Origin of the sequence: Bradyrhizobium sp. LHD-71, assembly GCF_031157255.1 — a bacterium.
Classification (GTDB): domain Bacteria; phylum Pseudomonadota; class Alphaproteobacteria; order Rhizobiales; family Xanthobacteraceae; genus P52-10.
Map to the genome: position 1 here is coordinate 83,461 of NZ_JAVIFX010000013.1, position 12,765 is coordinate 96,225.

The following is a 12,765-nucleotide window of genomic DNA, read 5'->3' on the forward strand; positions in this document are numbered from 1 at the left end:
GGTTCACCACGGCGTCAGGCGGAACGGCACTTTGAGGCCGAGTACGAAGATGCACATGACAATGGCGATCAGTACCGCTGTCAGGATCACGAATTCGACCAAACCGCGATCCCTCGCTGCGAAACGGCTGACCGCCACGAGCGCCACGATAGCGATGATGAGGCCAAGTCTGTTGGCCAGCAGCGCGAAGGCTGTGACGCTGCCAAGGATCAGGAGCATGGGTCGGAAGCCCCATTGGGCCACAGTGATGGAATCGCCGCTCTGAGCGAGAGCCTTGACGACGATCACCGCGCCGATGATGGCGATCGCCGTACCGACCAGATGAGGAAAGTATCCGGGGCCCATCTCGCTGGCGGTTCCGCTGGGATACGCGCGCGAGACAATGAGCGCACCGGCGCCCAGGAACAAGAAGAAGGCGCCAGCCAGCAGGTCCTTCGTCAATCTCATGAGTCTCTCGCTGCTTCTTCTCGTTCGGTGCTGATGGTCATTGGCGGTCTATGCTTCTCAGTCTCACGCGAGAAAGTCCTTGATGGATCGCTCGTAGTGGTCCGCGCGTGTGAGGTGGGCCAGGAGCTCGGCCGATACCTGGGTCGGGACCGGTATCGATGTGGGGCCGGTGCTTCTCTGCGCCAACAAGGTGTCGTGGACGGCCTGGACTGCCGCCATGATCGGCTTGTGTCCCTGCAGGCAAACACGCACCTTCCGGCTGGCCAGATAGTCGTAATCCTTCATCTCCGCGGGCACGCTGCCGAGCATGAGCGGAAGTTCGACGGCGGAGGCGAGGGCATCCAGCTCCTCGCGCGTCTTGAGCCGTGCGAGGAAGATTGCATCGACGCCTGTCCTCGCATAGGCCTTTACACGCGACAGCGCGTTGTCGAGGCCCGCGGCGGCCACGTTGGTCCGGCCGACGAGCACAAGCCGCCGGTCCTCGCGTCCATCGACCGCGGCGCGCAACTTTCCAACCGCCTCGTCAATCGAGATCAGGCCGGACTTCGTGGCGCCGAATGCGCGCGGCAAAGAGGTGTCTTCAATCGTGAGTGCGGAGACTCCTGCAGTCTCCAGCTCCGAGACGGTCGCCCTCACGTTGAGCGCGTTGCCATAGCCATGGTCCGCGTCGACGATCAGCGGCAGTGTCGAGGCTCGACAGATGCGATAGGCCTGATGCGCGAATTCGGTTGCCGAGAGCAGAACGATGTCCGGCGCGCCAAGCACCGTCAGCGAAGCGACCGACCCCGCGAACATCCCCGCCTCGAAACCGATCTCCTCGGCGATGCGCGCCGACAGGGGATCGAACACGGAAGCCGGACCGATGCAGTGACTGCCGGCGAGCACCGCCCGGAAGCGTTCTCTGCGCTCACGCCAGTCCATGACCCGATCCTTCCTTGGCGCGTCGCGGCGAAGCTGACGGGCTCGACCAGTTCAACCATTCGCATAGGGCGCGGCCCATGATCCAAGTCTTGTCGTCCTCGCTGAGCCAGGTGAGCTCTTCCGTGAAGAGCGTGACGATCTGGCGGTAGGAGTGCGAACCCCGAGACATGTCGGATCCCCAGAACATGCGCCGTGGTCCGAATGCGTCATGAACCTGCCGAATGTAATCGTGGAGGATGGGAAACGGATAAGGTTCGCTGGAATAGTCGGGCAAGGCGCTCGCCTTGACGGCAACGTTTGGCCGCCTTGCCAGTGCCACAAGCTCGCGAAGATGCGCGAAGGCCGCATGATCCCTCGCCGATCGCGCGATGCCCAGGTGATCGATGATCAGCCGCAAAGCAGGATGGCGCGTCGCGATGGCATCGACCAGCGACAGCGAATGCGGTGCATGGATCATCAGCGCCACGCCTGCCGCCTCGGCGGCGGGCCAGAGCCATTCAGCCGTCCCCTCTGTCAGCAATTTCTGCTGGGCTTCGGTGTGGAACGTGAAGCGAAAGCCCAGCATGCCGGGAGTGCGGGCGAGCGGTAGCAGGGTGTCCCGGCTTTCCGGCGCCTTGAGCGACAGGCGTCCCATGGCGGCGAAGCGGTCGGGATAACGTTGTGCGGCCGCCAGCACGACGTCGTTGCGGTCTCCCTCCCAGGAAGGCGGGACGAGCACGGCGCGAGAGACGCCCGCGGCGTCCATCTCGTGCAGAAGCCCCTCGGCCGTCAACGGCACCGGACGATGAGCGCGCGCGGCCTGGCCCGGCGGCCACGGGCGGTCCGGACTGTCAGCTGCCCAAATGTGCACCTGGGAATCGACGATCATCATGGCCGCCTCTTTTCGTTGTCGCCCGCGGCGAATGGAGGAGCTTGCTTCTGCTCAATCGAGCTTGACGCCGGTTCGCTCGATCAAGGGACCCCAGAATGCATCCTGCTGCTTCAATTCCGCGGTGAGGGCCGCAGGATCGGATGTCACCGGTTCGATGCCGACATCGGCAAACCTTTTCTGCGCGTCGGGTCGCGCCATCGCCTTCTTCACAGCTTCGTTCAAACGCTTGACGATGGGCTCGGGCGTCCCCAAGGGCGCAAACATGGCGTACCAGTTGAATGTGATGTAGCCGGGCAGCCCCGCTTCCGATGACGTGGGCACGTCCGGGAGGAGCGCGAGGCGGTGATCGGCGTTCACCGACAGCGCCCGCAGCTTGCCGGAGCGAATGTGCGGCAGAAGAGCGGGTGCGCTACCGATCATGAAATGCGTCTGGCCGGACAGTGTGTCTTTCATGGCCTGCGCCTCGCCCTTGTAGGCGATATGCACGGCTTCGGTCTGCGACATGAAGCCGAAGAGCTCGCCGCCAAGATGCATGATGGCCCCGAGACCGGACGAACCGTACCGGTACTTGCGGGGATTTGACTTCAGGAGAGCGACGAACTCCTGCAGGTTCTTCGCCGGGACGTTGGAATTGACCACAAGAAGCTGCGTCGCAGTGCCGATCTGCGAAATGGGCGCAAAGCGGTTGCCCACGTCCATGTCGATGTTCTTGTAGAGAAACTTGTTCAGCACGGCGGACGAAATCGTGTGCATGACGAGCGAGTAGCCGTCGGCCGGCGCCTCGGCGGCAATCCCTGTGCCGATCGTTCCGCCGGCCCCGCCACGATTGTCGATGAACACCTGCTTGCCAAGTTCTTCGGTCAAATACTCGGCAGTGATGCGGGCCACGACGTCGGCCGCGCCGCCCGCGGGGTACGGCACGATAACGCGTACCGGACGATCGGGGTAAGCGTCGGCGGCGGTCACATGCGCCGCGTACGGCATCGCCAGGATCATTCCGAGAAGCGCTGCCCTCGACCACCGAGAGAGGCCGAGGCGCAATCTGCTCGCAACAGCTCGTTGCTCCTCGCGCCTTTTCAAGCCGCCGTCGCTCAGGCTGTATGCAGCCATGTCTATTCCTCCCGCAGATTGCTGATCGCGATCGGCAATTCCTGGCGTTCGACGCGCTTTACGATCGAAGCGATTCTGGCGTTGTGAGGGGCCGCGATGCCGATTTGCGCGCCTTTTTCGACGATGTAACCGTTGATGAAATCGATCTCGGTCCGGCGCCCCTTGAGCATGTCCTGCCCCATGGAGGGCCGTTGCTGCTTGCCGCGTCCGCCGCCGCTCGACTCACCGACAAGAGTGGCGTCCACCTCGGCCAACGCATCGGCGTCGCCATCGGCGGCACGCACCAGTTTCTTGGGTTCGAGCTTTCCGATCTTCTCCAGCTCGTATCCAAGGGCCATGCCGATGCGCACCGCTTCCCCGCCGATGTTGATCGTCAGGCGGCGGATGTCATCGTGCTGATCAATCTCGCGCCCCGACAGACCGGTCGCCGCCGATATGCCGTTCCGCATGGCGTTGTGGCAGAGCTTGGACCACCGCTCCCCCCACAGGTTCGTCGTCACCTTGGCTCCGTCGACGACGCTCAGCATCTCGGTGATGCGCTTGGCACGGTCCGTGACGCGGCCGTGCACTTCGCCGACCCGAAATACAATATGCTCCGCCGCACCCTTGGGCGCCTGGCGGCGGATGCGTCCGGGCTCGAACAGCTCGACCGAGATGCGTGCGGCGATGCACCCCAGCGTCCGGCCCCAGCCGACGATCTCGGCAATGCGTTCCTCATTCAGGCAGTTCTGCAGCGAGACGACGAAACCGCCGGGCGCCAGATACGGCTTGATGAGCTGCGACATCCACTCCGTGTCGTAGGACTTGACGCACAGGAAGGCGATATCGACAGGCTTCTGTCGCGCCAGGCTGGCTACCTCGTGCAGATGCAGCGTATTCGGCCGCGCAAGCCGCCGTTCCTCCTCCGTCATGCCTGAAAGCTCGAGGCCGCGGCTGCGGATAGCCTCGATGTTATCGTGCCAACTGTCGACAAGGGTGACGTCATGACCATGTGCCGACAGATGGCCGCCCACATAGCCGCCGACCGCTCCCGCCCCCAACATGACAATGCGATCGCTCATTCGCGCTCTCCCTGTTTCTGCGGACGCCTGTCTCGCACTGTGATCCGCACCTTTGCATTCAGCCGTCGAAGCGACCGCGGGAGTTTCGTTAGCCGGCAACGTGTTCAAAGGAATCGTTGTTATGAACGCTGCTGGCCGCCAACCGCGACGCGCTGCAACAGCGCGTCGCTCGAAGGCGAAGCTCCGTCATTGAAGATGCAGTGGGATGTCAGTCGACCGGTAGGTCATTCCGTTCAAACAGTATGTTCGGTAAACTGGAACAGCCTTTCGTTTCCACCGCCGTGGCTTCTGTTGGATGCTTTGGCGTCGGAAAGCGCTTGATGGATTGCATGCGGGGCACAGCGAGAAGAGCTCGGAGCGCGCACGTCGATGATCATCGACGGAGCCACGGATGGTCGTAGTTCCTCGTCGCGGCACGGAGGCAGGGGCCAGGCATTGCATGGTCTCGAGACCATCGCAGGACTGGACTGAGCTATTCGTGCTAAGGTAGCTCGCGCCGCAGACCTGGTTATCTGCGGCATCTGGAAAACGAGACCGAGAATGGCCGAAAACACCGTTGCTTACTCTGAGCAACTCATTTCCGGATAGCGATGACGGTGTGACGCGGATCATCGCGTCGAGCCGTCGAGGTCTCGCAACAACAGCGGAGGTGATTCATGGACACTGCCGTCAATGCCGAGGCGAGGGTTCGGACTTGGCACGGCGTGCTGCACAAGGTGCTGGTGGCGAACGACATCCGTCTTGTCACCTACGTTCCCGACAATGTGCTGAAGCCGCTGCTCGCCGACATCCATGGCGATCCCTTCTTCGATGCTTTCTGCGTGACGCGAGAGGAAGAGGGGCTCGGCATCATCAGTGGCGCCTGGATGGGTGGCAAGCGCGGTGTGCTCCTCATGCAGACGAGCGGCTTTGCGACGCTTCCCAACGTTCTGGCGTCGCTATGCACCGCGTTTCAGATCCCCGCGCTGATGATCGTCTCCGAGCGCGGCACGCTGGGCGAGTTCAATTACGGCCAGGCATTGGTCTTGAAGACGATGCGGCCTGTCCTGGATTCGCTTGCGCTGGAGCACCACACCTGCACGCGTCTTGATGAGCTCGAATTCATCGCGGACCGGACGATCAAGCAGGCCGTCGCGACCCAGGCTCCCGCTGCATTGATTCTTTCGCCGCTTCTCACCGGCGGAAAGGTTTTGAAGCCATGACCAACTCGGCGAACAGCGCTGGGCGCGCCACACGCGAAAGCAACACACGCCCGCTCAACCGGTTCGAGATCACGAAGCGAATGGTCGCGAAACTGACACAGGGGGAGGCCGTCATCGGCGGCATCGGCAACACCAATTTCGATCTTTGGTGCAGCGGACAACGGCCCGAGAACTTTTACATGCTGGGAAGCATGGGGCTCGCTATTCCGATTGCGCTGGGCGTCGCGCTTGCGCAACCCTCGCGCAAGGTGATCGCTCTGGAAGGCGACGGCTCGTTGCTGATGCAGCTTGGCTGCCTCAGTACGGTGGCCATCAGGGCGCCTCGAAACCTCATAATTATCGTGATGGACAACGGCATCTATCAGATCACCGGCGCGCAGCAGACGGCAACGGCTGCGTCGGTCGACCTCGTTGCAGTTGCGCGCGCATGCGGTCTTGCAGCGAGCCATTGGGCAGCCGACGAGGCCGACTTCGATGCGCTCTTCGATGCCGCCCAGGAGAGGGCGGCGCCGTCCCTGATCGCGCTTCGGATCGACGACCAGGCTGCGGTCGGTCAAACAGAGCGCGAACCGGCCCGCATCCGCGACCAGTTCATGCGTGGGATCGGAGCCAAGGGCAATCGACCCGTCACCCAGTCGCCGTCAAACAAGATTTGAGATTCATCATGCGCTTGAAAAAGCTGTCGTATGACGACCTTTCGCCAGACCAGAAGAAGGTCTGGGACGAGGTTGTCGCCGGGCCTCGCAAGAAGATGCACGGGCCCTTCTTCATCTGGCTGCACAGTCCGGAGCTGCTGAGCCGCGGCCAGAATCTCGGTCTGTATGCGCGGTTTCATTCAAGTCTGCCGCCGCGTCTCTCTGAGCTCTGCATCCTGATCATGTCGGCTCACTGGCACTGTGCTGGCGAATGGATCGATCATGAGCCGATCGCGCGCGAGCACGGCGTCGATGGCGCAGCGCTTGAGAAGCTGCGGCGAGGCTTGCCGGCCGTGTTCAAGCAAGAGGACGAGCAGGCAATGTACGACTTCGCACAGGAGCTGTTGCGGACGCACGAGGTGTCCGACGCCTGCTATGCCAGGGCGCGGGCTGCCCTGGGTGAGCGCGGCGTGCTCGATGTCGTCGCCGTGCTTGGCTATTACAGCATGATTGCGATGGCGATGAAGGCTTTTGCCATGATCCCGGAGCCTGGGGTCGCAAATCCGTTTGATTTCGACGGCCGGTGAGCCTCAGCTCACTGAAAAAACTTCAGACGTCAGAAATGCGGTCAAGGTCGCGCGCGGGGGTTGTGCCCAGCGCGCGACCCGTTGCGCGCTGTGACGTTGACTCGTGCGCGTTCCATAATATGGTATCTGGAACAGTAAGATAGAACGGGCGCAGATCGCGTCCGCTTGATAGGGAGGGTGATAGGTAACGGGGCTGAACCGCAGAGCCGGTTCGTGACTTTTGCGCCGTTACCGTCGCCAACGATTGGGACGCTTACAAGGGGAGGCGCAACATGCGCGTACCATGCAGCTCGCTTCGAACGTATCTCCTGGCGTTCGTCGTTGCATGCTGGGCGGCATGTCCCACTGTTGCAAAGGCGCAATATCCGTCCAAGCCCATTTCAATCCTGACATCTGTCGCTCCAGGCTCACCATTCGACCTGTTGGGACGAATATTCGCCGAACGGCTCCGTCAGAAACTTGGAGTGCCGGTCGTCCTGGAGAACGTCACGGGAGGCCAGGGCCTTATCGCCACGCAACGCGCGCTGAACGCGAGCTCGGACGGATATACCTTGCTGATTGCTTCCGGCGGGCTGACGACCTCGCCGCTTGTTGTGAAGAATGCCGGATACAAGGCGGAGGATTTTGTCGCCGTCGCACCGTTGGGTCAGGTGCCGTACATTCTTTTCGTGAGCAGCTCGGTGCAGGCGACTGACGTTCCGTCGCTGATTTCGTACATGAAATCCAACGTCAAGAACATGAACAGCGGCATCCTGATGACCTCGCATCTCAGCATGCTGCTTTCGCGGAAATTCGGTTCGATTGCCGGGGGCGATCTAACGGAGATCGGGTATCGTGGCTCGGCCGACATGACGAAGGCGTTGCTTGCGAACGACATTCAACTGATGGCCACGACCTATAGCGTCGCCGGCCCGCATCTGGCGTCCGGAAAGATCAAGGCCATCGGTACAGTCGCGGATGAACGAACCGGCGCGATGCCGGATTTGCCGACGTTCAAAGAGAAAGGCCATCCGTCTCTCGTTATCAGCGTTTGGGAAGGATTGTTCGCCAAAGCGGACGTGCCGGCTGGAGTTTTGGCGAAACTGCGCGCGGTCTCGCAGGAGATCGTTTCAGATCCCCAATATCTGACGGCAATGAAGCCGACCGGCATGGAGCCTTGGACCGTGTCATTCGACAAGCTGCAAGCGGCCATTGATCAAGACACGGAGAGGTTCAAGCGCGATGCCGAGGCGTTCAAACTGAAACTGGAGTAGCCGGATGCAGCCCTTAGGCTCCGTAATGGCGTAACGATAATCCGCGCACAGACACCATCTGTACGCATTTGAAGCAGGAAGCCGCGGTTGGCGATTTTCAAAGAGAATCGTCATCCGCATTGGGCGTCCCTGCCGTGCAATGCTGCCGGGGCCGTATGTGTTGCTCGAACGCTGTTTCCGGGTACCCTGATAACAAACAATAAGATGGCGTCTGACGCCGGGTGGGGAGATTTGAAATGAATGATTTCGATCGATCGCTACAGCAGCTGCAGACGGCGGAACGTGCCCGACGTTCAGCCGCGCACTGGCTCGGCGCCTTCGAGATGGCCCTTTCATCCAGAGACCCGAACAAAATCGGCGCGTTGTTTCACGAGGATTGCCATTGGCGAGACGTGCTGGCTTTCACCTGGCACATGACCCCCGTCGAGGGTCGCAACAACGTTGCAGCGCGGTTCGCAGCAGAACAGGAGCGCACTGCTGCGCACGGGTTCAATTTGCCGCCGAACCGCAAGCCGCCTCGCCAGGTTCGCCGCGCCGGCACCGAGTGCATTGAGGCGATCTTCGAGTTCGCGACCATCGACGGGCGTGGCGCCGGTATCATTCGCCTGTCGCCGGCGTCTGACGACAGCGACGACATGAAGGCATGGCTGATCTCGACGACGCTCCAGGAGTTGAGGGGGCATGAAGAGAAGATCGGCAGCAACCGGCCGTCCGGCTCCGCGTATTCCAGGAACTTTGGCGGCGACAACTGGGCGGACGTCCGGCGGAAGGCAAGAGCCTTTGACGATCGCGAACCCGCAGTGATCGTCGTCGGCGCGGCGCAAGCAGGTCTTTCAATCGCCGCGCGGCTGAACCAGCTTGGCGTGGACACGCTCGTCGTAGAGAAGTGGCCACGTGTCGGCGACAGCTGGAGGCAGCGCTATCACTCCCTGGCTCTGCATAACTCGGTCCATCTCAATCACCTGCCATATATGGAGTTTCCGCCAACCTTCCCGAAATACATCCCGAAGGACATGCTCGGGAACTGGTTCGAGTTCTATGCCGACGCCATGGAGATCAACTGCTGGACAGATACGGAGTTCGTTGGCGGCTCCTGGGACGACGAGACGAAGTGCTGGACGGCCCGGCTGAGGCGGTCCGACGGGACCGAACGCACCATGCGGCCGCGCCACCTCGTGTTCGCCAACGGCGTCAGCAGCTATCCGTTCATCCCTGACCTTCCCGGCATCGATGATTTCAAAGGCGAGGTCATTCACTCCGAAGGCTTCACGAGTGGCGCGACGTGGAAAGGAAAGAACGCATTCATTCTTGGCACCGGCAGCAGCGCCAACGATATCGCCCTCGACCTTCACAGCCATGGCGTGAATACGACGCTGATTCAGCGAGGTTCCACGACGGTTGTTTCGATCGACCCGAGCGCTAGGCTGAATGAGGCGATCTGGGATGAGGGCCCGCCCCTCGAAGATTGCGACCTCATCGTATCGTCGTCGACGCCATCGCTGATTGTTAAAACCTACAAACTGGTCGCAAAACGCATGCTCGAGCTCGACAAGGAGATGATCGAGGGCTTGCAGAAGATCGGCTTCAAGCACGACATGGGCGAGGATGGCGCCGGGCACCAGATGAAATACTTCCGGCGCGGCGGCGGCTACAATCTCGACGCCGGCAGCTCGGCGCTGATGATCAAAGGCGAGATCGGCCTGCTGCAATATGACCGGATTGAGCGATTTACCGCCGACGGCGCCCGCTTGAAGGACGGATCGACCGTCCCGGCCGATATCCTGGTGCTGGCGACGGGCTACTTTCCGCAAGCAGAGCTTGTCCGTCGCGCGCTTGGCGAGGAGATGGTCGAGCGCATCGGTCCTGTGTGGGGCATCGGCGAGGATGGCGAGCTCAACAACATGTACAAGCGGACACCGCAGCCAGGCCTTTGGTTCATTGCCGGCGGCCTGTCCCAGTGCCGCATCAACTCCAAGTATCTCGCCCTGCAAATCAAGGCGACAGAGCTCGGCAAGCTCGGCCCGCTCGAACGACGTGCGGGTGCGCGGGCGATCGGAGGCGCTGCAAGGCGCGCTGGCAAGGCGTCTTGACCGCCCCTGAACAAGGCTTCATCATCAAACGAGAACAAGAAAACACGGCGAGGAGGAAACGTGGGCCAGACGACGGCGTCTGAACCGCCGCGCATGCGTTTGGATAATGCCGGCATCGGGACCGACCTCACGAAGATCGGTTTCGCACGGCCACTTCTTTGCTTCCACTTTAGGTTTGTAACGCCGGCCAGGCGTCTGCCAACAACCTTCCGGGCGCGCCGGGTTATCGTATGCAAGCCGTCGGGTTGCGATCGTGATGATATCGTTCATGTCTATTTTCGCCCGGAAGTTGCGCGGCTCCTTCATCGAAGCACGCGGATAAACAGATCGCGGCATACCGTAGCGCGACACACAAAATCGTATCGGGAAGAAACGCGAAGGCTGCAGCAGGGCAGCGTTCGATAACACGCGAGGGATAAGGCCATGCACACCAAACGCATGCCGACATTGAATCGTCGCCGCTTTCTTCAATCCGCTGCTGCTGCGGGACTGGCGGTACCGCTCGTCGGCAGCCGCGCCTGGGCGCAGAGCAAGGACCCGCTCAAGATTGGCGTCACCATGCCATTGACGGGATCGCAAGCCGGCTATGGCAACGACTTTGTCATCGGCATGCGGCAGGCGTTGAAGGACCTGAACGATGCCGGCGGTATCGCCGGACGCCCGCTCGAGTTGATCGTCCTGGACACACAGGCCGAACCGTCGCTCGGCATCAATGCCATGAACCGGCTCATCAACGTGGATAAGGCGCCCGTCATTCTGACGGCATGGAGCGCCGTCGTTAAGGCGCAAGCGCCCACTGCCAACCGCGAGAAGGTGCTGCTGCTCAACACCGGCGCCAATGCGCCCGAAATCGCCCATCTCGGCGAGTTCGTCTACACGCTTTTCCCGCTGGCCGATGTCGATATCAGCGCTCTCGCCAAATATACCTACGACAAGCTCGGCAAGCGCAAAGCCGCCGTGCTCTACATCAATAACGATACAGGCATCGACGCCGCCAAGGTCTACAAGGACGTCTTCGAAAAGACTGGTGGTCAGGTGGTGGCCTATGAAGCCTACGACCCGAGGGCTACCGAGTTTTCCGGCATGCTCCTGAAGGTCAGAGCAGCGAGCCCCGACATGGTGCATGTGCACGGCTTGCTCACCGATGTGCCGATGGTCATCGCGCAAATGCGGCAGCTCGGATTGCAGCAGCGCGTCTCGAGCTACTCGGCGGGCTACAACCAGAAGCTGATCGACCAGCTCGGCCCGGCTGCCGAAGACTTCATCGTAACGTCGCTGGCTCCGGGTGCGGATGATAATCCGAACGTGCCGCAGTTCCTGGAGCGCTGGAAGAAGGAGCAGAACAGGCATCCCAACGGCCTGCCTTACATCCAGTATCAGTACGATTCCGTGCAGACGACGGCTCAGCTGTTCAAGCACGTGCTCGAGAAGAAGCAGGAGCCGACCGGCGAGACCATGCGCGCGGCTTTGCTCGCAATCAAGGAGTTCGACTCTCCGCTGACAGGAAAAACCGTCGTCGACGGCCATCGCGTGCGAAAGCCGGTGTTCCTGCTGAGCGTGGAGAAGGGACAGTTCAAGCCTCTCGCCAAGCTTGACTAGCAATCCGGGCATCGGAGCGAACGTCAAGCCGGAGTGCCAAGATGACTGACCCAATCGTGCTACTGCAGATCTTCTGGACAGGCGCGGCCACGTCCTCGATCCTCGTGCTGCTCACCGTCGCGTTTTCCTTGACCCAGAAAGTCACGGGTCTGTGGAATTTCGCCCAGGCCGGCTTCATGGGCATCGCCTTCTACGCGATGTTCTATGTCCTGAACGATCTGCAGATGCCGCTGCTGGTTGCACTTGCGGCCGGCGCCGTGTGTGCGGCGTCGGCGTCGGTTCTGACCGAGGTCTTCGGACTCGATGTGCTCCGTGCGCGCAAGTCCGGCAGTCTGATGTTCTTCATCTTCACGCTGATCCTGGCGCAGTTCATAATTTACGTGCTGACACTGCTGTTCGGCACTGAACCGCAGACACTCTACAAGAGCATCATGTCGCCGGTCCGCATCATCGGCGGCATCGCGATCAGCAACTGGGACCTCCAGGCGGTCACGACCGCTGTCGTCATGGTGACGCTGCTCTTCCTTTTTCTGAAGGCGACCAAGGAAGGGCAGTTTCTCGTTGCTGTCTCGGATAATGCCAAGCTGGCCGAGCTCTATGGCATCAGCGCCAAGCGGACCTACCGCGTCACGGCGGCGATTGCCGGGCTTTTCATCTGCGCCGCCATGTACCTGTCCGGCACGCGCGGCGGCGTCACGCCTAACTCACCTTTCGAACTCGTGCTTGCGGCGACGATCGCCACGCTCCTTGGCGGCATGGGTCGCGTCTTCGCCGGTGCGCTGGCCGCTGTGGTCCTGGCGCTCATCCAGAGCTTCAGTGTTCTGGTGATTTCCTCGCGCTGGCAGAATTTGCTGCTGTATGGGTTCCTGTTTGTCACCATCACGCTGTTCCCGCGTGGGATTACGCTTGCCCGTCTCAAGTTCAAGGCGGCAGCTTCTCCACCGGTTTCGGTGGGCAAACCCGCAGATGTCACCCAGGCCAGCTAGGAA

13 protein-coding genes are annotated in these 12,765 nt (G+C 61.4%); 7 read left to right on the forward strand and 6 right to left on the reverse strand.

The annotated features are described in order from the left end of the window. Positions 1-3: 3 nt before the first annotated feature. From RCO31_RS15910 to RCO31_RS15930, 5 genes are all read right to left on the reverse strand, one after another. Positions 4-447 (reverse strand): tripartite tricarboxylate transporter TctB family protein, encoded by a 444-nt coding sequence (locus tag RCO31_RS15910; RefSeq protein WP_308969390.1) that lies wholly within the window; start codon positions 445-447, stop codon positions 4-6. A gap of 63 nt (positions 448-510) precedes the next feature. Then, positions 511-1,368, reverse strand: a complete 858-nt coding sequence (locus RCO31_RS15915; RefSeq protein ID WP_308969391.1) for an isocitrate lyase/phosphoenolpyruvate mutase family protein — start codon at positions 1,366-1,368, stop codon at positions 511-513. After that, entirely contained in the window at positions 1,355-2,239 is an 885-nt protein-coding gene (locus tag RCO31_RS15920) for an amidohydrolase family protein (RefSeq protein ID WP_308969392.1), read from the reverse strand. Before RCO31_RS15920 ends, RCO31_RS15915 begins: the two co-directional genes overlap by 14 nt. 51 nt (positions 2,240-2,290) lie before the next feature. Then, on the reverse strand, positions 2,291-3,349 hold the full coding sequence (locus tag RCO31_RS15925) for a tripartite tricarboxylate transporter substrate binding protein (RefSeq protein ID WP_308969393.1): 1,059 nt from the start codon (positions 3,347-3,349) through the stop codon (positions 2,291-2,293). A gap of 2 nt (positions 3,350-3,351) precedes the next feature. Next, a complete protein-coding gene (locus tag RCO31_RS15930) occupies positions 3,352-4,410 on the reverse strand; it encodes a 2-dehydropantoate 2-reductase (RefSeq protein ID WP_308969394.1) in 1,059 nt (352 codons plus the stop codon). A 656-nt stretch (positions 4,411-5,066) separates the two neighbouring features. Here RCO31_RS15930 and RCO31_RS15935 point away from each other — a divergent pair. The 5 genes from RCO31_RS15935 to RCO31_RS15955 all read left to right on the forward strand — a co-directional run bounded on the left by RCO31_RS15935 (position 5,067) and on the right by RCO31_RS15955 (position 10,177). Next, complete coding sequence (locus RCO31_RS15935) at positions 5,067-5,612, forward strand: decarboxylase (RefSeq protein WP_308969395.1); 546 nt, start codon at positions 5,067-5,069, stop codon at positions 5,610-5,612. Then, on the forward strand, positions 5,609-6,268 hold the full coding sequence (locus RCO31_RS15940) for a thiamine pyrophosphate-dependent enzyme (RefSeq protein ID WP_308969396.1): 660 nt from the start codon (positions 5,609-5,611) through the stop codon (positions 6,266-6,268). Before RCO31_RS15935 ends, RCO31_RS15940 begins: the two co-directional genes overlap by 4 nt. An 8-nt stretch (positions 6,269-6,276) precedes the next feature. Next, positions 6,277-6,834 (forward strand): carboxymuconolactone decarboxylase family protein, encoded by a 558-nt coding sequence (locus RCO31_RS15945; RefSeq protein WP_308969397.1) that lies wholly within the window; start codon positions 6,277-6,279, stop codon positions 6,832-6,834. A 272-nt stretch (positions 6,835-7,106) separates the two neighbouring features. Further along, a complete protein-coding gene (locus tag RCO31_RS15950; RefSeq protein ID WP_308969398.1) occupies positions 7,107-8,087 on the forward strand; it encodes a tripartite tricarboxylate transporter substrate binding protein in 981 nt (326 codons plus the stop codon). Positions 8,088-8,323: 236 nt separating this feature from the next. After that, on the forward strand, positions 8,324-10,177 hold the full coding sequence (locus tag RCO31_RS15955; protein ID WP_308969399.1) for an NAD(P)/FAD-dependent oxidoreductase: 1,854 nt from the start codon (positions 8,324-8,326) through the stop codon (positions 10,175-10,177). Positions 10,178-10,201: 24 nt separating this feature from the next. On the opposite strand, the gene RCO31_RS15960 is transcribed toward RCO31_RS15955, so the two are convergent. Further along, positions 10,202-10,447: a hypothetical protein gene (locus RCO31_RS15960; protein ID WP_308969400.1), complete on the reverse strand. Its 246-nt coding sequence runs from the start codon at positions 10,445-10,447 to the stop codon at positions 10,202-10,204. 153 nt (positions 10,448-10,600) lie between these two features. On the opposite strand from RCO31_RS15960, the gene RCO31_RS15965 reads away from it, so the two are divergent. Further along, entirely contained in the window at positions 10,601-11,776 is a 1,176-nt protein-coding gene (locus RCO31_RS15965) for an ABC transporter substrate-binding protein (protein ID WP_308969402.1), read from the forward strand. 41 nt (positions 11,777-11,817) lie between these two features. After that, the gene (locus tag RCO31_RS15970; RefSeq protein WP_308969403.1) at positions 11,818-12,762 is read left to right on the forward strand and encodes a branched-chain amino acid ABC transporter permease; all 945 of its coding nucleotides are present in this window, start codon (positions 11,818-11,820) and stop codon (positions 12,760-12,762) included. Positions 12,763-12,765 lie beyond the last annotated feature (3 nt).

Coding starts and splice junctions, on each gene's coding strand:
- RCO31_RS15910 (WP_308969390.1), bottom strand. CDS start 447: ATGAGATTGACGAAGGACCTGCTGGCTGGCGCCTTCTTCTTGTTCCTG.
- RCO31_RS15915 (WP_308969391.1), bottom strand. CDS start 1,368: ATGGACTGGCGTGAGCGCAGAGAACGCTTCCGGGCGGTGCTCGCCGGC.
- RCO31_RS15920 (WP_308969392.1), bottom strand. CDS start 2,239: ATGATGATCGTCGATTCCCAGGTGCACATTTGGGCAGCTGACAGTCCG.
- RCO31_RS15925 (WP_308969393.1), bottom strand. CDS start 3,349: ATGGCTGCATACAGCCTGAGCGACGGCGGCTTGAAAAGGCGCGAGGAG.
- RCO31_RS15930 (WP_308969394.1), bottom strand. CDS start 4,410: ATGAGCGATCGCATTGTCATGTTGGGGGCGGGAGCGGTCGGCGGCTAT.
- RCO31_RS15935 (WP_308969395.1), top strand. CDS start 5,067: ATGGACACTGCCGTCAATGCCGAGGCGAGGGTTCGGACTTGGCACGGC.
- RCO31_RS15940 (WP_308969396.1), top strand. CDS start 5,609: ATGACCAACTCGGCGAACAGCGCTGGGCGCGCCACACGCGAAAGCAAC.
- RCO31_RS15945 (WP_308969397.1), top strand. CDS start 6,277: ATGCGCTTGAAAAAGCTGTCGTATGACGACCTTTCGCCAGACCAGAAG.
- RCO31_RS15950 (WP_308969398.1), top strand. CDS start 7,107: ATGCGCGTACCATGCAGCTCGCTTCGAACGTATCTCCTGGCGTTCGTC.
- RCO31_RS15955 (WP_308969399.1), top strand. CDS start 8,324: ATGAATGATTTCGATCGATCGCTACAGCAGCTGCAGACGGCGGAACGT.
- RCO31_RS15960 (WP_308969400.1), bottom strand. CDS start 10,447: ATGAACGATATCATCACGATCGCAACCCGACGGCTTGCATACGATAAC.
- RCO31_RS15965 (WP_308969402.1), top strand. CDS start 10,601: ATGCACACCAAACGCATGCCGACATTGAATCGTCGCCGCTTTCTTCAA.
- RCO31_RS15970 (WP_308969403.1), top strand. CDS start 11,818: ATGACTGACCCAATCGTGCTACTGCAGATCTTCTGGACAGGCGCGGCC.